Source organism: Flectobacillus rivi (assembly GCF_030056655.1).
GTDB classification, from domain to species: Bacteria; Bacteroidota; Bacteroidia; order Cytophagales; family Spirosomataceae; genus Flectobacillus; species Flectobacillus rivi.
Map to the genome: position 1 here is coordinate 115489 of NZ_JASHIE010000017.1, position 23669 is coordinate 139157.

Annotated in this window: 20 protein-coding genes; 14 read left to right on the forward strand and 6 right to left on the reverse strand. The window is 37.8% G+C overall.

Annotated elements, in window-relative coordinates; genetic code table 11:
* Window positions 1–57: 57 nt before the first annotated feature.
* From QM481_RS21280 to QM481_RS21295, 4 genes are all read right to left on the reverse strand, one after another.
* A complete protein-coding gene (locus QM481_RS21280; RefSeq protein ID WP_283383234.1) occupies window positions 58–567 on the reverse strand; it encodes a YMGG-like glycine zipper-containing protein in 510 nt (169 codons plus the stop codon).
* 456 nt (window positions 568–1023) lie between these two features.
* The gene (locus QM481_RS21285; protein ID WP_283383235.1) at window positions 1024–4083 is read right to left on the reverse strand and encodes a PVC-type heme-binding CxxCH protein; all 3060 of its coding nucleotides are present in this window, start codon (window positions 4081–4083) and stop codon (window positions 1024–1026) included.
* 466 nt (window positions 4084–4549) lie between these two features.
* On the reverse strand, window positions 4550–5809 hold the full coding sequence (locus tag QM481_RS21290; protein WP_283383236.1) for a tetratricopeptide repeat protein: 1260 nt from the start codon (window positions 5807–5809) through the stop codon (window positions 4550–4552).
* A gap of 210 nt (window positions 5810–6019) precedes the next feature.
* Entirely contained in the window at window positions 6020–6823 is an 804-nt protein-coding gene (locus tag QM481_RS21295; RefSeq protein WP_166550379.1) for a M48 family metalloprotease, read from the reverse strand.
* A 445-nt stretch (window positions 6824–7268) separates the two neighbouring features.
* Here QM481_RS21295 and QM481_RS21300 point away from each other — a divergent pair, with 445 nt between their 5' ends.
* From QM481_RS21300 to QM481_RS21335, 8 genes are all read left to right on the forward strand, one after another.
* Window positions 7269–8159 (forward strand): outer membrane protein assembly factor BamD, encoded by an 891-nt coding sequence (locus tag QM481_RS21300; protein ID WP_283383237.1) that lies wholly within the window; start codon window positions 7269–7271, stop codon window positions 8157–8159.
* Window positions 8160–8233: 74 nt separating this feature from the next.
* Window positions 8234–8557 (forward strand): DNA-directed RNA polymerase subunit omega, encoded by a 324-nt coding sequence (locus QM481_RS21305; RefSeq protein WP_095161579.1) that lies wholly within the window; start codon window positions 8234–8236, stop codon window positions 8555–8557.
* A 133-nt stretch (window positions 8558–8690) separates the two neighbouring features.
* Window positions 8691–9893, forward strand: coding sequence for a bifunctional phosphopantothenoylcysteine decarboxylase/phosphopantothenate--cysteine ligase CoaBC (gene coaBC, locus QM481_RS21310; protein WP_283383238.1), 1203 nt, complete (start codon window positions 8691–8693; stop codon window positions 9891–9893).
* A gap of 35 nt (window positions 9894–9928) precedes the next feature.
* Window positions 9929–10843 carry a type IX secretion system protein PorD gene (gene porD / locus QM481_RS21315; RefSeq protein WP_283383239.1) on the forward strand — a complete coding sequence of 305 codons (915 nt, stop codon included), beginning with the start codon at window positions 9929–9931 and terminating at the stop codon, window positions 10841–10843.
* A gap of 118 nt (window positions 10844–10961) precedes the next feature.
* Window positions 10962–12080, forward strand: coding sequence for a glycoside hydrolase family 130 protein (locus QM481_RS21320; protein WP_283383240.1), 1119 nt, complete (start codon window positions 10962–10964; stop codon window positions 12078–12080).
* A 431-nt stretch (window positions 12081–12511) separates the two neighbouring features.
* Window positions 12512–13057, forward strand: coding sequence for a YceI family protein (locus tag QM481_RS21325; protein ID WP_283383241.1), 546 nt, complete (start codon window positions 12512–12514; stop codon window positions 13055–13057).
* A gap of 201 nt (window positions 13058–13258) precedes the next feature.
* A complete protein-coding gene (locus QM481_RS21330; RefSeq protein WP_283383242.1) occupies window positions 13259–13750 on the forward strand; it encodes a DinB family protein in 492 nt (163 codons plus the stop codon).
* Between the two features lie 56 nt (window positions 13751–13806).
* Window positions 13807–14493: an NRDE family protein gene (locus tag QM481_RS21335; RefSeq protein WP_283383243.1), complete on the forward strand. Its 687-nt coding sequence runs from the start codon at window positions 13807–13809 to the stop codon at window positions 14491–14493.
* A gap of 177 nt (window positions 14494–14670) precedes the next feature.
* Here the strand turns inward: QM481_RS21335 and QM481_RS21340 are convergent, their stop codons facing one another.
* A complete protein-coding gene (locus QM481_RS21340; protein ID WP_283383244.1) occupies window positions 14671–15699 on the reverse strand; it encodes an ATP-grasp domain-containing protein in 1029 nt (342 codons plus the stop codon).
* Between the two features lie 303 nt (window positions 15700–16002).
* Entirely contained in the window at window positions 16003–16626 is a 624-nt protein-coding gene (locus QM481_RS21345) for a LysE family translocator (RefSeq protein ID WP_283383245.1), read from the reverse strand.
* Window positions 16627–16995: 369 nt separating this feature from the next.
* On the opposite strand from QM481_RS21345, the gene priA reads away from it, so the two are divergent.
* From priA to QM481_RS21375, 6 genes are all read left to right on the forward strand, one after another.
* The gene (priA, locus tag QM481_RS21350) at window positions 16996–19500 is read left to right on the forward strand and encodes a replication restart helicase PriA (RefSeq protein WP_283383246.1); all 2505 of its coding nucleotides are present in this window, start codon (window positions 16996–16998) and stop codon (window positions 19498–19500) included.
* A gap of 153 nt (window positions 19501–19653) precedes the next feature.
* Complete coding sequence (locus QM481_RS21355; RefSeq protein WP_283383247.1) at window positions 19654–20487, forward strand: DUF1295 domain-containing protein; 834 nt, start codon at window positions 19654–19656, stop codon at window positions 20485–20487.
* Between the two features lie 108 nt (window positions 20488–20595).
* Entirely contained in the window at window positions 20596–21099 is a 504-nt protein-coding gene (locus tag QM481_RS21360; protein ID WP_283383248.1) for a DUF2004 domain-containing protein, read from the forward strand.
* A gap of 144 nt (window positions 21100–21243) precedes the next feature.
* Window positions 21244–21678 carry a hypothetical protein gene (locus QM481_RS21365; RefSeq protein WP_283383249.1) on the forward strand — a complete coding sequence of 145 codons (435 nt, stop codon included), beginning with the start codon at window positions 21244–21246 and terminating at the stop codon, window positions 21676–21678.
* Window positions 21679–21754: 76 nt separating this feature from the next.
* Window positions 21755–22282, forward strand: a complete 528-nt coding sequence (locus QM481_RS21370; protein WP_283383250.1) for a DinB family protein — start codon at window positions 21755–21757, stop codon at window positions 22280–22282.
* Window positions 22283–22366: 84 nt separating this feature from the next.
* Window positions 22367–23668: a hypothetical protein gene (locus QM481_RS21375; RefSeq protein WP_283383251.1), complete on the forward strand. Its 1302-nt coding sequence runs from the start codon at window positions 22367–22369 to the stop codon at window positions 23666–23668.
* Window position 23669 lies beyond the last annotated feature (1 nt).

The following is a 23669-nucleotide window of genomic DNA, read 5'->3' on the forward strand; positions in this document are numbered from 1 at the left end:
GTTTTAGCGATACTTTTAAACTTTTAGCCTACTAGCGTCTAAAGCAGATAAAATTATCTACTGTTTTTTATCTAAAATTGCACCTACACCTGCACCAGCGCCAGCGCCTAGTGCTCCGCCAATGACAGCTCCAGCTGCTCTATTTCGTTTATTGACAATTGCACCAGTTACAGCACCTACACCAGCCCCAATTAAAGCTCCTTTGGCAACTTTTGACATTTTACTTTTTTTCTTGGTTACTGTTGGCGTACTAGCCGTATTTGTCGACGAGCTACTTGAGCTAGAAGTCTTTTCAACTTTGGCAGGACTACTATTATTAGCACCAGAAACGGCAGCACTCGTACTTTGAGCACTTTCACCAGTCGATTGCGTAACTTGCGTTGTTGGTGTGACTTTTTGCATGGAGTCAATCACCATTTGTTTTACTTCTTGCGCTTGAGCGACCATTTTCATCGAGTCAATGGCAGCTTGTTTGGCTAATTCAATAGCAGCTTTATCGTCAGTTTTTTGTTGGCAAGAAGCCAAGCCAAGAATGGCTGTTGCGAAGATTAAAATTAGCTTTTTCATAAATTTTACGTGTTAGTATAAAGCAATTAGTGAATGATATGTTGTTTTAAAATAATTGCTTCATGAATGTTTGACAGTACAAAGTTGAAAGCAGAAAAATCTGTTTCTTTGACATATTAACGTAAATATTACCCGTTTGGGTTTGTTCCTAATGGGTAATTGAGTGAGTGGTCAAATTTTGATAGGAGGATTATTCACCTATTGAATTGAGTGATTTGTGATTGAGTGCATGAGTGATTCTGTTAAAATTTGCATTCTAGCTGTAGAGACGCAATGCTTTGCGTCTTAAGCCGAGTCCAGTATAAAAAAAGTGGTCGAAAAACAATTTTCGACCACTTTTTTACTGAAATATTGAGTGAAAAATCTTTAGATGAAAGGTATTGTTTTAGACGCAAAGCATTGCATCTCTACACCTGAATAACACATTTTCAAATCTTCAAATTTTCAAATCAAAAACTATTTCTTTTTCAAAGTCATTAGAAACTCTACTAAATCAACCAATTCTTGTTGAGACATACCGTCCGCTAAACCTGTCGGCATCATCGAGTTGCTTTGCATTTTCATGGATTTAATAGCGCTAGTCTTGAGGTTTTGAACAAGACCTCCAGGCATTTTTAAGACAACATCAGTTTCAGTTTTTGAAGCAACAATTCCTACTAGCTGAGTGCCGTCTTTGAGTTTGATATCCCAACCTTCGTAGCCAAAGCTAATACCTGCATCTGGATGTAAAATGGCAAGATATTGACCTTCCTTGGCTAGCTTGCTGCCTATTTCTGAAAGCTTGGGTCCAAAATCCATCCCTTCGCCATTGACCTGGTGACATACCGAACAGTTGTTGGCAAATACCTGCGCACCATTTTTTGGATTACCTGTCAATGCAATTAGTTCAGAAATAGGAGGGAGCTTTTTGCTAGTGGCATTCGTTGTACCTAAATATTTGGCAGCTTCTACACGTACCGAACGACGCCATGCACGGCTTACGCCTTCTACTGCAACGGGTATCAAGTCTTTCTTAATCTTTTTAGCTTTCAGTAACTCCAAGATAAGGTCTTCACCATTGCCACTACCGCCCAAATAACGAGTCGCCTCACGATGGATATTGGCGCTATATTTGGGATTAAACATGGCATCTTGTAGTAATGTCAACTGCGTTTTTCCCCCATTCCAACGAATCGCACCAAGAATCTTAATGGCTAAATCTTCTTGTTTGGGATTATTGATGATATTTTTAGCCAATTGAACCCCTTGTGGAGATTTGAATAGAGCATTCCCCGCATCGCCAACTTTTTCACCTTTGCCAATCATGCTAATCAGACGCTCGTTGCCTTCAGGCAATGTGTATTTATCTTGTAATTGAACAAACTCTTTGTCGTCGAGATTATTCATCAATTGCACTAAGGCATTTTTGGCAATCGGAGACGTTTTAACAAATTCTGCATCGAGATGACCTAATGCCAAACGATTAATCTGGTTTTGCTCTTGAGAATTACCATTCAACATGCCTAAAAGCGCCGAAGATTTTTCGGAACCTTTTACAAAATCAAAAGCACGGAAATAACGCAAGCGTTCTTTTAAGGCGATACTTGGGTCTGTAGCCAAAGAAGCCAATAGTTTTACAGATTGATTACTTCTCGAGCGCCAAATAATATCTTTTCCTGAGGCAGAGTTAGCAGGGTTATGATTTTGAGATAAATAGGCACTAAAGCAAGCATCCCAATTGTCCTCAGCTCCGATACCCAAAGCCTCCAAATACCAACGGTCTTTACCATCGTGTTGCGAAGCCAAAGTTGCCCACAACTGACTAGCTTTAGGACTTTTTTGTCCATACAACGCTATCGCACATTCTCTACGCACTTGCGGGTCGGCGTCTTTTGCTAATTTTTCTACATAGTCTAATATGTCTAATTTACCTTGGCGAACAGCACGCAATCCAGCGATACGAATATCTGGATTAGCGTCCTGAATAGCTAAATCAATGTATTTTTTGGTATCCACTAATTTAACTAATGCCCAAAAAGCTCTAGCACGAACTCTTGGATTATCGTTTTTCCAGTAAGACGCCAATGCATTTTCAGCACTTTTTCCCATTTTTGATAGGGCTTCCCAAGCGAGGTAGCGAGTCGCAATATTAGGACTTTGTAATGCCTTGGCAGCTCCATCGGGAGTCGTAAAATCTTGCTTAGGGACAGAATAGGGAGTTTGAGGAGGTGCAATACGATAAATGCGCCCACGGGTTAAGTCGCCTGCTTGGTGTCCTCCAACGCCTGGGTCATACCAGTCAGCCACAATGAGTGAGCCATCAGGTGCGACACATACATCGGCAGGGCGGAACCATTGGTCAGTTTCATTTTTCATGATATTCACAATTTGCGCCGAATATCCCGCACCTTTTTTCGTCACAGGGTAAGAGCGAACTACGTTGTGTCCTGGCTCGCAGTGAATCATTTGACCATAAAACTGTTTGGGTAACAAATCGCCTTCATATAGGACCATTCCAGTAGGTGAGCCTGAGCCTGTTTGTAATAGGTTTGGCACTGTACCAGGGTCGTTCAAATGCCAGTGACGCAAAGGTATTTCCTCTTCCATATTGGTGCGAGGATACCCCCACGAAGCACGAGTCATTTGATCTTTATAGCCATAGTTACCATATTCCATTACAAAATTGATACGCACTCCTTTGTTACCGTCATCATCGTTGTCCGATTGCCACAGTGTTCCATACGAATCAACCGCTACTTCGTAGTTGTTTCTAAAATTTTGAGCTAAACATTCTACCTCTGACCCATCCAGATTACAACGGAATAGCATTCCTTCTTGGAAATTTTTTCGAGAAATTTCTCTTCCGAATTGATCTTTAACCAAATTGCCCTTCGCATCTTTGAGTTGACGACCTTCATTTCCAAAGTTAAAATAGAGCTTTCCATCAGGACCAAATACGAAAGTATGTACGCCATGGTCGTGTTGCTCGCCCTCAATTCCTTGGAATAGAATCTCCTTTTTGTCTGCTTTGTCATCGCCATCGGTATCGGTAAACTTCCAAACGTAAGGACTTTGAGACACTATCACTACGTTGTTGAGCACAGAGATACCCAACGGCGCATTAATTTCTGGACCTTGATAAAACACCTTACTTATATCTGCTTTGCCATCCCCATTGGTATCTTCTAAAATCACAATTCTATCACCTTCTTTATGAGTAGGGTTGCCCGTGATAGAAGGTCTATAATTGTAAGCTTCTAAAACCCATACACGACCTTTGGCATCTACATCAATATCAGTTGGGTTGATGAGCATGGGTTCGGTGGCAAAAGTACTTACAGTGAGACCATCTACCATTTTAACGCCTTTGAGGGCATTGTCTGGTAAACGTTTCTGATTTTCGGTCAAGAGAGAATCCACATAGTGATTGATAAATCGACTTTTGGGTGAAAACTGATAAGCAGTGCCCCAAAGCACACCTCCAAGCAAGACTGTAGGAATCAGTATTTTAGATTTTTGGGAAAGTTTGTTTAGCATAAGTTTTGGAAGAAAGGGCTTTGTAAATTAGTACATATAAGAGAATAGGCACAATGTGATCAAGGGTAAATTTTGAAAACACGGTAAAGTAAGTGAGTAAAATTAGATTTAAGTTGTGTGTTTAGGCACTAGGCAAAGAGTGTTAAACTATTTTTAGTAACCACAGAAATACTTTTTTCGAAAGCCCACCGCAGAAAGCTGATACCTGAAAGCCATAAGCAATAGGTAAGCACAATTTAACACTCTTTGCCTGTTGCCTAAAACCTATTTCTAATTCTACAACTCACTAATTACTCAAATACGTGTCCTTTTTACACAATCTCAAATATAAAAGTAATTTATTGGATTAAATCTATTTTAAATAGGATACTATGATAAAAGTAAAAAGGGAGAAACATTATTTTATGTGTCTTTACATGGGTTTTGACTAAGAAAAAAGGCTACTGGAAACAGTAGCCTTCAAAATCTAAATTTCTTCATCCTTAATGACTCCTAAATTAATGAGCCAGAGATAAGCCACAAAAAGATATTCGTAGTAGGTAATAAAGTTGCTGACCTTATGCAGGCTCGTAACTAGTATGATATTAAAAGCACCCATTAACATCAACAAGCCCGTAATAGACAAAGGAAGCCATTTTCTGTTTTTGAGAAAACCCATCGAGTAACATTGAGAAAGTGGGATGATAATCGTAAAACAAAACAATAAACCTATCCAGCCTACGGTTGCTCTTGCTCCTGTAGCAAAATAATAAACGGTCGAAGCTATTCCGCCAACTAATCCTATTCCTACGATTTCAGAAGCCCTTTTTTCAGTAGGAGATAAGGCTAAATTCCCGAATTTGTTCAATCTTAAAAATAAATTCCCGAGCGGTTCTATAATCCAACTCACATAAAATACCACAACTACTAATAGATAAATAGGCAATATCCATGGATATTGGTCACTTAAATCGCCAAGATAGTTGGCGCCCATCATCAATCCAATGATAATGGCTAACTGTACCAGTCCATTGTGTTTGGATAAGAAAAAGCTAAAAGCCAGAAACTGACGATAAATCCAGTTTTGAGACTTGATACTTTCTATCATTCCATGACGGGCAAATTTCATGTTTGGGTCAAGACGTAGGGCCTCTGCAAAATGGGTTTTGGCTTGTTCTACTTCCTGATTTTGTAACAAGGCCCAACCAATATTGGCATGACTAAAAGCGTCATTTGGATTATTGTATAGAGTCTCTTCCATACTGTCTTGTAACAACTCGGTATGTCCTAATTGATTGAGACAAATGGTTTGATAGTTGAGGCAAGCATTATTGTCAGGTTCTAATTCAAGACCCTTATGAACATACTTGAGTGCTTCGTTCCAAGATTTTCTTTGTATAAAAATCGCAGACAATACTGCCCAAAATTCAGCAACAAAAGGATTTAATTGGATGGCTTGACGAATGTAGTCTTCGGCTACAGCAAGCTGGTCTTTTTGCAAAGCCATCGTTGCCTTTAAGTAAACACCAAGTGCTGATTTGGGATGATAGTGACAAATTTCGTCGGTAAAAAAATTAGCAGAAGTATAATCTGATAAAGCTAAATAACAGAGAACCAATTCTGCCAGAACAAATTCGTGGGTTGGTTCCAAGTCTAGCGCTTTGGTTAATTCAGCTATAGCCTCCTGTGGCTTATTGGTAGTACGCAGTCGAACGCCTTGTTCCAGATAATGCTCGGCAGTATTCATTGCAAATAGTGTGTCTGATGGTTTATGGTAAAGATAGGACGGTGTAAAAGGAAGTATTGAACTTTCTCACAAATCCACTTTTTACTTTATATAAAACTAAAGTTGATAGAAAATTAGTACAGAAATAGGAAAACAAATTGATGTTCTATAGGCTGTCAGCTTACATAACTATACTTTTCTCCACAAGGCTATTGTACCTTTACGACTCTTTTACCACTCCAACTTTCCTGTCTTTTTATATTGCTCTAAGGCTTTTTTGATTTCTTGAATTCTATGGTCAGGGTCGGGGTGACTACTTTGGAACTCCGATGGGCGATTGGGTCCTGCGGCTTGTTTCAGTACTTCCATCACATCTACCATTTGCATCGGATCATAGCCAGCTTCGAGCATATATTTTACGCCGAATTTATCTGCTTCAAGTTCGTCGCTACGACCATATTTGAGGGTAATCATTTTGCCAACATACTGAGCAATAGCAGCCGAATTATTGTGACTATAAGGGTCGGAGGTAGCCGTCACTGCCGCCGAAAGTAATCCACTAGTAAGTTCGTCTTTAGCCATTTGTTGTGCCGAATGGCGACCAATCACATGGCCTACTTCATGTCCCAATACGCCTGCTAATTGGTCTTCGGTTGTGAGTTTTTTTAACAAACCGTAGGTAATAAAAATCTGACCTCCTGGCAAAGCAAAGGCGTTGATGGTATTAGGGTCTGCCAAAAGATAGAAGTTAAATTGATAAGGAGATTTTGAGGCTTCGGAGTTGTTGACCACCTTGCTCCCAACTGTTTTGACCAAATCTTGAAGTTTTTGATTTTGATATAAGCCACCAAACTCAGCAGCCATTTGTGGTGCTGACTGCAAACCCATCGCAATTTCCTGCTGTGGAGTCATGGTTACGGCTTGTCTTTTACCTGTTACAGGATTGACTTGCATTTTTGAGAAGTACGAAAAAATCGAAACTACGGCTAGTATCAAACCAACCAATAATCTTGAGCGGAGGTTACCTAGATTCATGTTTATGAAGATTTTTTAAGAGGCAATAACCATCAAGCTAAAGTGCTAAATAGGGTTTTGGGATACTCTTTGTGCAATGGCTAAATGGTAAAATTTATATGTTTTTGCTGGCTAAAAGTAATAGAGCAATGTAATTGCTGGAAAATTAAGAAACTCTCCACTGCTTTCAAAATAATGACGAATCCTTTGGACAAAGTAACATTTTTTGTCTTCTTAAATCTAGAAGCTGTTAAATAATGTTAAATCTTTATACGCTATGCTTGAAATAGTCGTTGAAATACAGAAATTTGAGTTTAGGCTATGGTATAAGCTTACAACTTGATTTGTGCTGGAGTAATATTCCACACAAAAACACTTTAAAGTCTGTAAATACCTACTCATTACAAGTAAATTGCCTAAGAACTTAACTTTCAAACTCAAAACTTTTTTGTAAATTTGCATTCTTATGCGAAAACATTTTTTATTATTCATATTTTTTGCCTTCATCTTAGCCTCATGTGGTAAATTCGAGAAAATCAGAAAACTTACTGATGAAAAGAAAAAATACGCAGCGGCTATCGAATATTACAAAAAAGGCGAGTACGACAAAGCTGGAATTTTGTTTGAAGAAATTCTTCCTTCCTTGACTGGTACCGACCAGCAGGAATTGGTGACTTTCTATCAGGCCTATTGTGATTATCACACAGGTAACTTTGAAATGGCAAGCTTCCGTTTCAAACGTTTTGCCGAAACCTTTGCTCGTAGTGAGTATGTAGAAGAAGCGGTTTATATGTCAGCCTATGCGTTGTTCAAAAACTCTCCCTCTTACAACCTCGACCAAAGTGGTACATTGTCTGCTATCAATGAGCTTCAGAGCTTTATCAATAACAACCCAGATAGTAAGTTTCGTACCGAAGCATCAGATTTGATTAAGGATTTGCGTAAAAAATTAGAGCGTAAAGCTTACGAAAAAGCGAAATTGTATCACAAAACATCGCCTTTCAATATAGCATCCTTGAAATCGTCGGTAATTGAAATTGCTAACTTTCAAAAAGATTACCCAGATTCAGAGTTTAGCGAAGAGTTATATTATCTAAAAGTAGTATCGCAATATGACTTGGCAGTGAGTACTATCGAAACCAAGCAGTTGGAACGCTATAAAGATGTGGTGAAGTTTTATCAGGAATTGATAGATAAATACCCTGAAAGTAGCTATCTGAAAAAAGCAGAAAAGCTCTACGATATTAGCATGAAAGCTTCAGATCGTTTGGCAAAACTAGAAGAAGAATACAGAAAGGCACGCGAAAAAGAGAAATCAAATACTACGAAAGTAGGCGCAGCCGAAAACCAAAAATAATTTTTGAACCCTTTATGGGGAACGAGAGTTAATATATTGTTCAATTCAGTCAGAATTAAAATAGCATCAATAATATGGCAACCAATCCATCAATCATCACTAGAGATGTAGATAAACTTGCAATTAAAGCAGGTGGTAACACTTATGAGGCAGTAGCAATTATCTCAAAACGTGCTAGACAAATTGCCCTCAAAACTAAAGAAGAATTGAACGCTAAATTGGCGGACTTTGCTTCTTCAGTAGACAACTTGGAAGAGATTTTCGAAAACCGTGAGCAAATCGAAATTTCTAAGTTTTATGAAAGATTGCCAAAGCCAACATCTTTAGCTATCGACGAGTTTACAGAAGACAAATTTACTTTCCGTCTTCCTGGTCAAACTAGCCAAACTGAAGAATAAGATTGACAACAACGACTTTGTAGTCTTGTTTCAATAACAATATTTTTCTTAAAAGGGTCAGATGTATTGCATCTGACCCTTTTATTTTGTTGTAAATTGCTTTCGAAAACAACAATTCTCTAAAGAATCTCAAATGATACTCAATAATAAAAAAATCCTTTTGGGGGTTTCGGGTAGTATTGCGGCTTATAAAATCGCTTTTTTGACTAGACTTTTGGTAAAAGAAGGAGCAGAGGTAAAAATTGTGATGACACAGGCAGCCAAAGAATTTATTACACCTTTGACCCTAGCAACACTTTCAAAAAATCCAGTTGTTTCAGAGTTTGTCAAAGACTCGACAGGTACATGGAATAATCACGTGGATTTGGGCTTGTGGGCCGACGTAATGCTGATTGCGCCTGCTACAGCACATACTTTATCAAAATGTGCCAATGGTATCTGTGACGATTTATTGACTGCTGTTTATCTATCAGCTAAATGTCCCGTGTATTTTGCACCTGCTATGGACTTAGATATGTATCAGCATCCAAGTACCTTACATAATCTCGAAAAACTCCAAGAATATGGCAATACCATCGTTCAGGCAGGATTTGGAGAGTTGGCTTCTGGGCTAGTAGGTGAAGGGCGTATGGCAGAACCTGAGCAATTGGTTGAGAATTTGAAGAAATTTTTTGCGTATCAACCAAGTTTGGCACAAAAAAAGGTATTAATTACCGCAGGGCCAACACAGGAAGATATTGACCCTGTTCGATATATTAGTAATCATTCTACTGGTAAAATGGGCTATGCTATTGCCAATCAGTTTGCTAAAGCTGGAGCAGAGGTGATTTTGGTGAGTGGCCCTACTAATCAGCCACTGCCAGATACTCATATTCATTTGGTAAAAGTACGCTCAGCTCAACAGATGTTTGAGGCTACTCAAACCCATTTTTATGATGCTGATATTGTTGTCTTGGCAGCCGCAGTAGCAGATTATACACCTGCAACTGTAGCAGATAAAAAAATAAAAAAGAAAGAAACTTCGTTTAATATTGAATTGACTAAAACCGTAGACATAGCCAAAACATTAGGTGCTGAAAAGCAAGAGCATCAAATTTTGGTTGGTTTCGCCCTAGAAACCGATAATGAGATGGAAAATGCTATCGGAAAGCTCAAATCTAAGAATTTGGATATGATTGTATTAAATTCTTTACAAAATAAAGGGGCAGGTTTTGGTCATGATACCAACCAAGTAACCATTATTACCAAAGATGGGACTTTGCATGAATTTAGTCTCAAAAGCAAAACGGATGTTGCCTCCGATATAGTGAATGCAATTCAGCAATTGAGTTTGTAGATATCATTTTTACCGTATAAACTAATAACGTATTTATGAAATCATTACTAAAAATGGTACTGATAGGATTTTTGGGGATGCTGGGTATACACACTACGCAAGCCCAAGAGTTGAGCTGTACAGTGTCTATTAATACCGATCAGATTCAGGTCAATGAACAACGTGGTGCTACACAGATATACAACGAGATTCAATCGGTGATTCAAGAGTTTATGAATAACCGTCGTTGGACAAATGATAATTTCTTGCCTGAAGAAAAAATTAAATGTTCGCTTAACATCATTATTACACGTGCAAGTGCAAGTGGTGATTATGAGGCCAATGCTCGCTTTCAGGTAATACGTCCTGTGTATGGCACTACCTACGAAACAGTAATCCTAAATTATGTAGATAAAAGCTTTAATTTTAAATACTTGTCTGGTACGCCATTGTATTACAATGACAACAACTATACCGATAATTTGACGCATCTTTTAGCTTTTTATTCGTACGTAGCTTTGACCTTTGATTATGATACTTTTAGTAAATTTGGAGGAGATAAATATGCTCAAAAACTGCTCAATGTTGTAAACCTAGCACAAAATGCAGGCGGCTCGTGGGCTCCCTCTACCGATGTAAGAAGTCGCTATTTTTTAGCAGAAAATTTACTAAATCAGCAATTACTGCCTATCCGTGAAGGATACTATAATTATCATCGTTTGGCTTTGGATAATTTTGGCTCAAACCCTATTGAGGCTCGAAAACAAATAACAACATACCTTAACTCAATCAAGCAGGTAAATGCCAATAAGCCAGGGCAATTACTCAGTCGTTTGATTTTTGAAGCAAAGTCGCCAGAGCTGATTAATCTTTATAGCGAAGCGCCAAGTGAAGAACGCAAAAAGATAAGTGCTCTTTTGTCTTCTTTGGATCCCATTAATTCAGACCAATACCGTAAGCTAACCAAATAAGCCTATCTCTGGAATCTGGAAAATATCATAAGCCTGCCCTGTAGGGGTGGGCTTATTGTTTTATAGGGTCATTGTTGTAAATTTCGAGTCAAATTCAATTCCTCAAATCCCCTTTTCTATGAAAAATAATATAAGTTTGGCATCGCTTGCCCTCTTGGTTGGCGTAGGTTTAAGTAGTTTTAATGCGCCTCTTTATCTTTCTGACGTTGCCAATTGGCAATTTTCACCATTTACCAAAGTCGATGCAGTGAACCCTGTATTGACACCTTCCGACAAACAAGTTTTTACTTGTCCTATTCTCAAAAAAGAGGTCAAATGGGAAGAAAAAGATGTATTTAACCCTGCGGCTGTAGTGCGCGATGGCAAGGTATATTTGGTATATCGTGCCGAAGATAAAATCGGCAAATTTGCAGGAACTTCTCGTTTAGGTTTGGCTATTTCTTCAGATGGTTTACATTTTAAAAAAGAAGCAAAACCTATTTTTTACCCTGAAAATGATGCCCAAAAATCTCTCGAATGGGAGGGAGGTTGCGAGGATCCTCGTATTGTGGAAAGTGCTCAAGGACAATATATTATGACTTATACTTCGTACGACGGAAAAACTGCCAGATTGATGTTGGCTACCTCGAAGGATTTGCGCAAATGGACCAAGCATGGATTGGTATTCAAGGCTCCAAAACATCATAATACTTGGTCGAAATCAGGAGCAATTGTAGTTGACAAGGTAGGCGACAAAATGATTGCTAAGAAAATCAATGGTAAATATTGGATGTATTGGGGCGATACCGACTTGTTTATGGCAACGTCAACAGACTTACTCAATTGGATGCCAGTCGAAGATGCGAAAGGGCAATTGGTGTCTGTGTTAAAACCAAGAAAAGGATATTTTGATAGCAAATTGGTGGAACCAGGACCTTATGCCTTGTTTACTACAAAAGGTATTGTTCTACTTTATAATAGCGCCAACAATGGTCAAACTGGAGATAAATCTTTGCCAGATATGACTTATAGCGCAGGTCAGGCTTTATTTGATGCAAGTAATCCAGCTGTATTGAAAGACCGTTCTAAAAAATACTTTATGACACCAAACAAGCCTTATGAAATGACAGGTCAGGTGAATAACGTATGTTTTGTAGAAGGAATGGTATCTTTCAAAAATCAATGGTTTTTGTATTATGGTACCGCCGATTCAAAAATTGCAGTAGCTACAAGCCAAGGAATCCCGTCGTTACATTGAGTGAATTGAGATTGAGTGATTGCACATCATTTATTTCGGATTTCTGATATTGGATTTCGGAAGTATAGCCTACTTTTTGATTAATAGGTAAAAAGTAGTTATTGGTTAATAGTCTGATTACAGAACAAAATTGAAGTTTCTAGTCCAAGACGAAGTCTTGGACTTACTTTTTTAGACAGTTTTAAACTGTATTAATAAACTTAAGTGACGAAGTCCAAACATCTGAGTACCCCTTTCTAATTTTGTCCAGTAATCAGATTAATAGTATACTGTTGTTCAATCACTCAACCACTCAATTCATTTGAAAATGAGAAAAATTCCCCAATCAAATATCCCAAATCCACCCTCAGAAAACTTCTTCCTGTTCTACTCGCATACAACTCTCGTTATTCTTCATTAACTTGTAGTGTATTTTAAGCCCATTCACGACTATGATTTCTTCCAAGATTCGTTTGCTCGTTTATTTTATTATTTCATGGATTAGTATAGGCACAAGTTATTCACAAGTCTGGCATCCTGTAAGCTCAAATATTACCTTCAAAATCAAGATGCTCGGAGCGGAAGTAATCGGGAAACTGTCAGGTTTTCAAGGTGCCATCCATTTTGACCCCGAACATTTGGCACAATCATCTATCTATGGATCGGTAGAAGCCAATACTATAGATACTGATAATAGTTTAAGGAACAGGCATTTAAAAGAAAAAGAAGGCTTTTTTGAAGTAATTAAATACCCGATTATTAGCATGAAGTCACTCAAAATAGAAGCTAATGGTGAAAGTTTTGTAGGTACTTTTGCTTTGACGATGAAAGGGATTACTAAAAATATCCGACTTCCATTTTCTTTTATCAATGAAGGAGAAAACGCTATCTTTAAAGGCTCAACTATTATCAACCGTAGAGATTGGGAAGTAGGTGGCGGAACACTAGGAATGAGCGACAATGTAGATATTTCGATAGTATTAAATGTGAAGAAGTAATTTTGAGGGGATAGGCAAATAGGCATTAGGCAAAAAGGTATTAGGGTCAAAGGCAACGGGCACAAAGGCACAAAGTGTATTTCAGGAAAGAGTTTTCACTAATTTGGTTAAACACTTTGTGCCTGTTGCCTTATTACCTTATCCCTTTTTAAAGATAAATTGATTAATTAGACGACCTAGAGGGTCACTGAACTATTAAAAATGTTACCACAAACAAACGTAGAAGTTCTTACGCAACTTACTGACTTGCTTGGTCAGATGAGTGATGAACAGTATAAAAAACCTCTCAAACAGCTTCACGATAACTCTATTGGGCAACATGTACGTCATATAGTGGAGTTTTATCAGTGCTTACTCAAAGGCTATATTTCTGGAACGGTCAACTACGATAACCGAGAAAGAAAAGTCCAAATCGAGACGGATAGATACTTTACCTTACAGGTGCTTGGGGCTATTATTGGTAAACTTACTTTTTGGGAAGAAGACAAAATGCTCATGCTAGCAACAAGCTATGATGGAGAGGAACTTTTGGAGATTCCGACGAGTTTTAATCGTGAGTTGGTATATCTTATCGAGCATACCATTCATCATTTAGCCATTATCAAAATCGGATTGAATACGGCTTTCCCAACGATCGAAATTCCCGAAAACTTTGGCGTTGCTTATTCAACTATTCGTTTTAAAGAAAAATAAGTTTCAGAGGCTTAGGGCTATTGAATTGCCCATCGCCTAAAGCTACTATTACAACCATGTGCGTTTTGACATTTGTGCCGAAAGGGGAACAAAATTTTATTCTGACTAACAACCGTGACGAGGCAACTGCCCGTCCGAAAGCTATACCACCACAAGCATATCAAATCGGAAATACAAGCGTTTTTATGCCTAAAGATGCTCTTGCAGGTGGCACGTGGATTGCTACTTCCGACAATTTTACTTTATGTTTATTGAATGGGGCGTTCGAAAACCATATTCACCAACCTCCTTATCGACAAAGCAGAGGGACGATTATTCCTGCTTTTTTCGAAAAACAAAATCTTTCTTCCTTTGTAAATGAATTCCTTTTTGACGGTATCGAAAACTTCACTTTGATTGTGATAGAACATCAAAAAGAGCTTTTTCTCACCGAAATCAGATGGGATGGCCATCAATTATCTGTTGCAGAAAAAGATGCCCAGCAGTCTCATATCTGGTCGTCGGCAACGCTGTATAATGCCCAAATTCGTCATGAAAGAGAAAATTGGTTTGAGCAATTATTAAATCAATATCCAACAGGAATAAGTGCAGAGATACTATTAGATTTTCATCAAAATGGCGGTAATGGCGATATTCAAAATGATATGCGCATGAACCGCAATAATACACTGATGACCCAATGTATTATGCAAGTGGTAAAAGATGCCAAGGAAGTACAATATCAATATATAGATTTTCTGTAATTACTTTTCTCTCAAGTAAAAAGAAGTTATCGGTTAACAGTATGTCAGTAATCGTAATAAGTTCATAATCAAAATGATACAGTTATTATGTGTCACGGATATATTATTGATTTTTCCTGTTATTTAAACAGATTTAAACGATAATTTAGGGGAGTAATTATAAGAAAAATCACTCATTCACTTCCTGAAGTGTTCTTTGATAACTTTCCATAAAGTTTTGGTTGGAACGGGCTTGATTCCTAGCTTTTGTTGCTGAATAGAAATATTTGCAATAATGCGCCAGTGATAAGCCAAATCTTTGTAAGCTTTCAGAAGCTTGTATTCGGGGTCGTAAATATGCCCAGGCTCGGCACTTACCCCGTTGAGCTCCATCACTCGGATATACTGCCCTTTGTACAAATCCTGAATCGAGCGTACACGCATATCAAATCTGCCGTAATGAAAACCTTCGATAGGTTTGGCAATTTTATTAAAAACCTCATGCAATTGTGCATTGATTAATTCATTGCCATTCAGGAATTTAGTGCCTCTACAATGGTTTCCGATAGGTTCTAACAAAATTCGTTCATGGCGCTGTGGAATTTTATAAAAATCCATTCCCAATCGCTTTTTCATAGTTTCCAACTGAAAACGTGCGCGAGTACTTTGTTGCATCAAAGTTTCGATGCTTGATTCTCCATCGCCAATAACCGATAGAAATTCTTTTTTTACGACCGAAGTCACATAGCCCCGTTCCTCGTTTGGCATACGATAATACAATACGCCTAACTCAATATCATAGCTGACATATTCCTGAATAATAAAGTCGATAGGATGGCCGTCAAAATAGTTTTTGAGAGCTTTTTCATCTACAATTTTTTCTACCTCTGTACCTCTTTCTCCCACATTTGGCTTACAAATAAGCGGATATTCTAACATTTTGATTTGCTCTAATACAAAGTCAAAAGAACATCCTTTGGTGATAAAAATCGTTTGAGGAAGATACTGCGCAGGGATTTGCTTTAGAATATCTATTTTGGATTCCCCAAAAAAACCACCATAATCAATGCACGGGTCAGCATTGGTAAAAAAGGTCAATGATTTTGTTCGAAAAGCCTGATAAAGCCAATAGGGGATGAGCGGTATATAAAAAGCCCACCATGTCCAATATTCGTAAGTAAAGATTTTGATGAGCCATAATGGCCATTGTATTTTTTTATGAGTCATTTTTTTATGAGTGAACAGTTACAGAGGCACAAAGGCGCAAAGTGTGTTTGGTTTTTTGAAAAGTGAACAGTTGCTCAGGCACAGAGGCACAAAGTGTTTTAGTTTTTTGTAAAGTGAACAGTTACTCAGGCACAGAGGCACAAAGTGTGTTTAGTTTTTTGTAAAGTGAACAGTTACTCAGGCACATAGGTACAAAGTGTTTTAGTTTTTTTTAGTGAATAGTTACAAAAGGTGTAGGTGTAATGTGTTGATAGTTAGGATTTTATTTTCATGACTCGCAATTCACAACTCACAATTCATCACTCACCATTCACTCAATAACTTCCCTCCTTGTGCGATAGCCATAATGATAAAAATATATGCCATCCATTTCTGAACGGTTTCTTGTTGAATTTTAGCGAAAATTTGGTCTTTGTATTTCAAGGCTAGTTGACTGTAAAAATAGTTTAACAGAAAAGCTCCGACAGATGCCCCAACAGCAAAAGCAATTTTATGTGGATAGGTCTGTACTTTTAGCCATGAAAATGTTTGATAATTAATCAATACAATCATCCAAAACGGCAATAATTGTGGATTGAAAATAGATAGTATTAAGCCTTTCCAAAAATGTGCTTTTGAGGGCGTTTTCCCCAAATCTTCGGCATGTACTTGAGGTTTACTTACCCATGTAAAATACGCCAGTATCAATAGCAATGGCACTACTCCCCATTGCAAATAGGTCAGTAACCACGGATAATACTGAAAAATCACTAATCCTTCTGCCGCCAATAAACTGTAAACAAACTCAGGAATGCATCCACCTACATTCATTTTTAACGCCCCTTTGGGATTATCATGCAGACTTAATTGTACTATCGACATATTGAGCGGTCCGGGCTGAAGCGAACCCATAAAGCTAATAATCATGGTACAGAGAAAGATGAGCATGTTTTATTGAGTGATTTAGTGATTTGTGAATATTTTTTTATTTGTAGGTACGCAATGCCTTGTTTATCAAACCTTTGATTAATGGTGGATTTTGAATGAGTGAATTGTGAATATTTTTTTATTTGTAGACACGCAAGGCATTGCGTCTCTACGCCTCTGTGCCTGACCCCTTTGAACCTAAAATCAAAAAATCCTCCCCTAAACCCTATCCCCTAAAACCACTTTGTGCCTTTGTGCCCGTTGCCTTTGTCCCTTAACTCTCCCCTTTTTGCCTAATCCCTGTCCCCTCTAAAAAACAAATCTACAGCAAAAGCATAGTTTAAGAAAGTCGGCGAGCCGACCAAAATGATTTTTACTGTAAATTGCATTATGTTATTGCAAGAAAACACCCTAGATTTCCAAGAGGAAAACACCGTCTTCGCCGATGTAATCGTGCCTGTAGCGGTGCCAAATTTGTTTACATACCGAGTCCCTCGTGATTTTGCCCAGCATATTCGGGTAGGAGCAAGGGTAATTGTGCAATTTGGAAAATCTAAAGTAGTAACTGCTGTTATTGCTCGTTTACATCATCAGCCACCCCAAAAATATCAAGCCAAATATATTCTTGAATTGTTGGACGATGCACCTCTGGTCACGCCACAACAAATAGAGCTATTTCAGTGGATTGCAGATTATTACATGTGCCACGTGGGCGAGGTGCTCAATGTGGCGTTACCGTCTGGACTCAAAATCTCCAGCTTGTCGAAAGTACAATTTAATCCAGAATTTGACCGTCCAGAACTTTTGACAGAACGTGAGGGGGTAATTATAGAAGAACTCAAAAAACATCAGTCGCTTACCTACGACGAACTTGCTCGTTTTGCCGATGTCAAAAATGTGTATCACCTTATTAAGGCTTTGGTACAAAAGCAAGCCATTATTGTTTTTGAGGAAGTCAAAGAAAAATATACACCCAAAATCATTCGAAAAGTACGTCTCAACCACTTTTATGAGGAGGCTGGGTACTTGACAGCCTTGTTGGGTGAGCTTGAAAAAACGCCCAAACAGTTAGAAGTGATTTTGCAATACTTGCGTTATGTACCCGTATTGCGAACTCCAGCACTCAATGCCAAAGGCTTAGAAAAAAGTACGCTAACCAAAGCCGAAATTTCGGATAGTTCTTTGAATACTTTATTGAAAAATGGTATTCTCGAACAATTTGATGTAATCGTAAGTCGATTTGAGGAAGATGTTGACTTTGTGGAAGCTCCAACGCCTGAATTGTCTGAAGCACAAAAGCGAGCAATGACAGAAATCATGCAATCTTTCGAAGAAAAAGATACCGTTTTATTGCATGGAATTACGGGTAGTGGCAAAACAGAGGTATATATCAACCTCATAGAGCAAGTATTGGCAGGTGGTTCGCAAGTCCTTTATCTATTGCCTGAAATTGCCCTAACGACACAGATTGTAGTTCGCTTGCGCAAGGTGTTTGGGGATAAAATGGGAATATACCACTCTAAATTTTCAGATAACGAGCGAGTTGAAGTTTGGAAAGGGGTTATTTCTGGCAAATTCCAGTTTGTAATTGGCGTACGTTCTGCGGTGTTTTTGCCTTTCGATAACTTAGGCTTAATCATTGTAGATGAAGAACATGAAACGTCTTATAAGCAATTTGATCCTGCGCCACGTTATCATGCTCGTGATGTAGCAGTGGTGATAGCGCATAAGCAAAAAGCCAAAGTGTTGCTAGGCTCGGCTACGCCTGCCATCGAGACGTATTACAATGCCTTGACAGGTCGCTATGGTTTGGTAACGATGAAACAACGTTTTGGCAATGCCCAGCTACCCGATATTCGATTGATTGATGTGAAGTATGCTCGTAAAAATAAGGAGGTCAAAGGCGATTTTTCAAACATGATGTTGGATGCCATTCGACTGAATTTTGAGCAAAAAGAACAAACGATTTTGTTTCAAAACCGTCGTGGGTATTCGCCTTATATTCAGTGTGATGACTGTGATACAATAGTGTCTTGTCCGAATTGCGACGTAAGCTTGACGTATCATTATCGTGAACAAGAGTTGCGTTGCCATTATTGTGGTTATCATGAGTCGATGCACCGCACTTGTCAAGCTTGTGGTTCTGTCAAATTGCGAACGAGAGGTTATGGTACTGAAAAAATCGAAGAAGAATTACAGTTACTTTTCCCTGAAGCCAAAATCGCGCGTATGGACTTAGATACGACACGTACCAAAACGGCCTTTCAAACTTTGATTAATGAAGTAGAGAAAGGAGCAGTCGATATTTTGGTTGGTACCCAGATGGTATCGAAAGGATTGGATTTTGAAAAAGTGAGTTTAGTCTGCATTTTTGATGCCGACAAAATGATTAATTTCCCAGACTTTAGGGCTACAGAAAAAGCTTTTCAGATGCTGACCCAAGTAGCAGGTAGAGCAGGTCGCAGGTCGATTCGAGGAAATGTATTAATACAAACGAACAATACTAAACAGCCGATTTTGCAGCAAATCATTGAAAGTGATTATGAGGGAATGTATTCGCAGGAAATAGCAGAGCGCGAAGCCTTTCGTTATCCACCTTTTACTAGATTGATTAAGATTATTGTGAAACATACCGAAGATGCAACGGCCGACAAAGCTGCCAAGGATTTAGGGGCTAAACTCGTGGAAAAACTCAGTGCAGCAAGGGTTTTAGGTCCAGAAAGACCGCTTGTAGAACGAGTTCGTAATCAGTTTATTTATGAAATTATGATTAAACTCGAAAAGAACTTACCTCTCAAAGCCGTTAAAAATTATATCTCTGAACAAATCGAGGCTATATCGGTTGGAAAAGAATATAAAGGTAGCAGTATTGTCATCGATGTGGATTGTGGATAGGCATTGTGCTTTTGGCTATCAGCTTTCAGGAAAGATACACAGTCAATGATGAATCTTTCCTGAACCTTCCAACAGATAAAATCCAAATAAGATATAAAGTTCGTATATCGCTAGGCGGATACCTGCTACTTAAACTTTGCTTCCTATATCATTATGAAAAATATCTTATTGCTTGTGATGGCTATTTCTTTGTTGGGCGGAATGGTCGTATTATCTTACTTTTTTACACCCTTGGCTTGGGGTGCAGGACTTCTCTGGCTTTGTCTCACGCTACTTTGGCTTTGGAGTTTGCGTATCAAAGACTCTAGCATTATTGATTCCTTTTGGGGAATGGGTTTTGTGATTTTGGCATGGCTGTGGTACGGACTTTTACCTGAGACCAATCCACGGGCGCTAGTGTTATGTGTATTAGTCTCGATTTGGGGAATACGATTGTCGACACATATAGCAGTCCGTAATCATGGAAAAGGAGAGGACTATCGCTATCAAGCTTTCCGCGAAGCACATGGGGATAAGTATTGGTGGAGGTCATATTTTAGGGTATATCTATTACAAGGCATATTGCTTTGGTTGATTTCTTTACCCCTCTTTTTTACCCAACATACACCCTTTACAGGCTGGACATGGGTCGATGCATTGGGTGGTATTGTTTGGTTGGCAGGCTTTGTATTCGAAGCACTTGGCGACTGGCAATTAGCGCAATTCAAAGCTAACCCACAAAACAAAGGCAAAGTATTTGATAATGGTTTGTGGCAATACACCCGTCATCCCAATTATTTTGGCGATGCCGTATTATGGTGGGGATATTTTGGTTTTGCTGTCGCAGCAGGAGCAGGCTGGACGGTCTTAAGCCCTCTATTAATGACCTTCCTTTTGATGAAAGTCTCAGGCGTAGCTCTACTCGAAGAAAGACTCGTAGAAACCAAACCTCAATACCTAGACTATATGAGTCAAACTCCAGCATTTTTTCCTAAGTTTTGGAGATAGAGTTGTAAAATAAGAAGGGTGGGTGGGATATGGAAACTTTCAAAATCTCTAATTGTACATTCTAGTACTATCACTATATTTATAAAAACAAAAATAATTCTCGCTTTAATGAAGACTTTTGATTTAACCTATTTTGGAGTAATAAATATTACTCAATTGGAAAAGGACTATAGAACTAATACAATCTATAGTAGTAAGGCTCTAAACTTAGATATAAACTTTGAAAATGAAAGTATAGATGAAGAACAAGCGCTAGAAATAAATCATATACTAAATAATATTTCTGCAATTGATGAGGAAAATAGAAAACAGATTAATAAAGATTTTAAGAAAAAAGGAGAAACCCGTGATTATATAACTTTTTATTTAGAAGAGCTTTTTGAAGAAGAGTTACAAGAGATTATTGATTATAATGACAAATCTATTTCAAAAGAAAAACAATTACTAAATAAACTTATATTGATCAGAGTTGGATTATATCCAGATAATGCTACGGGTTACTCTGTAGTTTTTGATTACTCGATTGAAATTGAAGGGGAGCCCTGTAATCAATTATTGGTAGTTAAGACTGATATAAAAGGAAAACTCGACCATATTACTTGGGAAAGTTAATCTTTATTTATACTCTGTAAACTATCTTTTTACCGTTTCAATTTCAGTGTTCCAAACTATCTCTTTCACTTGTCATTTCGTTTGACTTAGTCATACACTATGGAGATTTGAGAATTTTAACTTTACAGAAACATCTAATACACCATGCACCTTGAAGACTTCATAAAATTTGTTGATAAAACAATTGATGAGCTAATTCTTTATGCACAAATGCATGCAGGAAAGGATTATACAGACTATGAATTAGAGTTTTTGTGGCAAATATATGGTTCAAAAATAGTTGATGGTAAAGAAAATATCGTGTATGAAATAACGGATCAAGTTTTTATATCTCCTGATAAAATCTATCCCTGCGTAAATTTGATTATTGAACAACTTACTCCAGAAAAGCGACTAAGAATTCTCGGACGTAGAGCTGGGTATGAGCCTAGAGAGTTTGGAATCGGATGGAGTAACAGACCTGGGCCTTTTATTTATGGTTTAGGGAAAGGAATGTTGACAGGACTTGTAGATACCAATACTCTAGCATTTAGAAAGAAATTGATAGATCTGGGGCTTTTATTTGATAAACAAGCTTAAGAGGATGTAAGTCTTGAAATGCTGTTCAATTCAATGTAGAAATAGTCTACGTTTCAATTATCTAAAACGCCTTCCCATGAACAAACCCCTCCAACAAATACTATGGAATCAGTTTGGTGCAAGCATTGATATGCTCATTAATGTTGTGTCAAGCTGTCCTGATGATTTTTTTACTACTCATAGACGTTTTTACTATATTGCTTTTCATAGTGCCATATTTCTGGATTACTATTTAACTATTCCTCCGAGTGATTTTTCTCCTATGCTTTCTTTTACTCAAAAGGATGAACAAGATAGACCAGAGGAGTCAATCGGGGATTTTATTCCTGACAGAGATTACAGTAAACAAGAAATCGTAAAATACCTTGAACATAGCAGAGAGAAGTGCAAACAGCTTGTGGAAGGTTTGACAGAGGAAAAATTACAGGAGAGATTCAAAGAAGGCGACGAGCCTGAGGATATGGATTATCCGATGTTGGAAATCATACTTTATAATCTCCGACATACCCAGCACCATACCGCACAACTCAATATGCTTTTACGCCAACATCTTGATATTCATACAGAATGGTCTTTTAGAGTAGGGGATATTCATAAAGCATGAATAACCTTAGGTGAAGGAGATTACAATTTTTAACTTAGCGTATATGATTGCCGAATGCTTAATAAACCAAAAACTCCTCAAACTATGAAAAGAAAATGTTGGCTCTACTTATGTACTCTTCTTTTTGCCACAACCATTCATGCTCAAACTGTTTTTCATACGAAAGATATCGACAATTTTTTCCAAGCATTTGATAGTGTACAAACTACAACAGACCAAGAAAAGCAAATTGCTTTCGTGCAACAATTATACTTGGATAGAGGAAGTTTGGGTGTCAAATATGCCATTACTCATTCGGTTGATGGTGGCAAAATTGCTACAGCAAAATACTGGGTGGATTTAATGACGCAAAGCAAGGAAAACATTATCAGAATACGCCCTTATCTAAATAATCTTCCTTCTCAAATGAGAATCTTAGAACCTAAATTCAAGTACTTCAAAGAGCAGTATCCTGATTTTGTAGAAGGAAATGTATATTTTGTATTTGGGTTGGGTATGTTTGGAGGACGCCCTGAAGGAAATGATTTGTTCATTGGTTCTGAAGTAGTTGCGAGTGAAAAACCAGATTGGGCCGTAAGTATTGTACTGCATGAATATGTTCATACACTGCAAAAAAAATCAAACAATGCCCTTTTAGCGCATTGTTTGAATGAAGGGGCTTGTGATTTTATAGCAGAAGTGATTAATCAAAAAAACTTACGAGATTCCTATCCCAATGGGTATATTGATTTTGGTTATCAGCATGAAAAAGCTGTTTGGAAGGAGTTTAAAAAGTTTATTGCTTCTAATGAAAAAGGTAAGTTTTTTGATTGGCTTTACGGTACCAAAGGGAGAAATATCAATGGTCTTCAAATGAAAGATTTAGGGTATTTTATGGGATACAAAATTTGTAAATCCTATTATGATCGTTCGACAGACAAAAAGCAAGCTATCAAGGATATTATTGAAATGGATGTTAGTACAGATGAAAAAGCTCGAGCTTTCTTACTTAAGTCTGGGTATGTTCCTAAAAGCGATTTAAAGTTGATTCAAAATATGTCGTTTACGAAAGTTATCGAGCATAAAAAAGGAGTCAAGTTAATCCAATATGGTTATAAGCTAGAAAAGAGTCAAGTTGTATTTACCTTCGAATTGCCTAAAAATATCGACAAATCTCAAGTGCAATACATCACAATAGCAGGAACATTTAATGGTTGGAATCCCCAAAATTTGGACTATAAAATGACGAATATTGCAAATAATATTTATCAGTTATCACTACCTATGTCTAAGCTTAAAGAAAAGAATCACGAGTTTAAGTTTGTGATTAATGGCGATAACTGGCAGTCAGTCCCTGAAAATGCTAAAAATACTCAGAATGGAAACCTAACCTTGGAGATACCCTAAA

Excerpts from the sequence above, each read along its gene's own strand:
- QM481_RS21365 (WP_283383249.1), top strand. The coding sequence starts at position 21,244 with ATGCACCTTGAAGACTTCATAAAATTTGTTGATAAAACAATTGATGAG.
- QM481_RS21280 (WP_283383234.1), bottom strand. The coding sequence starts at position 567 with ATGAAAAAGCTAATTTTAATCTTCGCAACAGCCATTCTTGGCTTGGCT.
- QM481_RS21330 (WP_283383242.1), top strand. The coding sequence starts at position 13,259 with ATGTTACCACAAACAAACGTAGAAGTTCTTACGCAACTTACTGACTTG.
- QM481_RS21295 (WP_166550379.1), bottom strand. The coding sequence starts at position 6,823 with ATGAATCTAGGTAACCTCCGCTCAAGATTATTGGTTGGTTTGATACTA.
- QM481_RS21340 (WP_283383244.1), bottom strand. The coding sequence starts at position 15,699 with ATGACTCATAAAAAAATACAATGGCCATTATGGCTCATCAAAATCTTT.
- QM481_RS21345 (WP_283383245.1), bottom strand. The coding sequence starts at position 16,626 with ATGCTCATCTTTCTCTGTACCATGATTATTAGCTTTATGGGTTCGCTT.
- QM481_RS21335 (WP_283383243.1), top strand. The coding sequence starts at position 13,807 with ATGTGCGTTTTGACATTTGTGCCGAAAGGGGAACAAAATTTTATTCTG.
- QM481_RS21370 (WP_283383250.1), top strand. The coding sequence starts at position 21,755 with ATGAACAAACCCCTCCAACAAATACTATGGAATCAGTTTGGTGCAAGC.
- QM481_RS21305 (WP_095161579.1), top strand. The coding sequence starts at position 8,234 with ATGGCAACCAATCCATCAATCATCACTAGAGATGTAGATAAACTTGCA.
- QM481_RS21355 (WP_283383247.1), top strand. The coding sequence starts at position 19,654 with ATGAAAAATATCTTATTGCTTGTGATGGCTATTTCTTTGTTGGGCGGA.
- coaBC (WP_283383238.1), top strand. The coding sequence starts at position 8,691 with ATGATACTCAATAATAAAAAAATCCTTTTGGGGGTTTCGGGTAGTATT.
- QM481_RS21325 (WP_283383241.1), top strand. The coding sequence starts at position 12,512 with ATGATTTCTTCCAAGATTCGTTTGCTCGTTTATTTTATTATTTCATGG.
- QM481_RS21290 (WP_283383236.1), bottom strand. The coding sequence starts at position 5,809 with ATGAATACTGCCGAGCATTATCTGGAACAAGGCGTTCGACTGCGTACT.
- QM481_RS21320 (WP_283383240.1), top strand. The coding sequence starts at position 10,962 with ATGAAAAATAATATAAGTTTGGCATCGCTTGCCCTCTTGGTTGGCGTA.
- porD (WP_283383239.1), top strand. The coding sequence starts at position 9,929 with ATGAAATCATTACTAAAAATGGTACTGATAGGATTTTTGGGGATGCTG.
- QM481_RS21360 (WP_283383248.1), top strand. The coding sequence starts at position 20,596 with ATGAAGACTTTTGATTTAACCTATTTTGGAGTAATAAATATTACTCAA.
- QM481_RS21300 (WP_283383237.1), top strand. The coding sequence starts at position 7,269 with ATGCGAAAACATTTTTTATTATTCATATTTTTTGCCTTCATCTTAGCC.
- QM481_RS21285 (WP_283383235.1), bottom strand. The coding sequence starts at position 4,083 with ATGCTAAACAAACTTTCCCAAAAATCTAAAATACTGATTCCTACAGTC.
- priA (WP_283383246.1), top strand. The coding sequence starts at position 16,996 with ATGTTATTGCAAGAAAACACCCTAGATTTCCAAGAGGAAAACACCGTC.
- QM481_RS21375 (WP_283383251.1), top strand. The coding sequence starts at position 22,367 with ATGAAAAGAAAATGTTGGCTCTACTTATGTACTCTTCTTTTTGCCACA.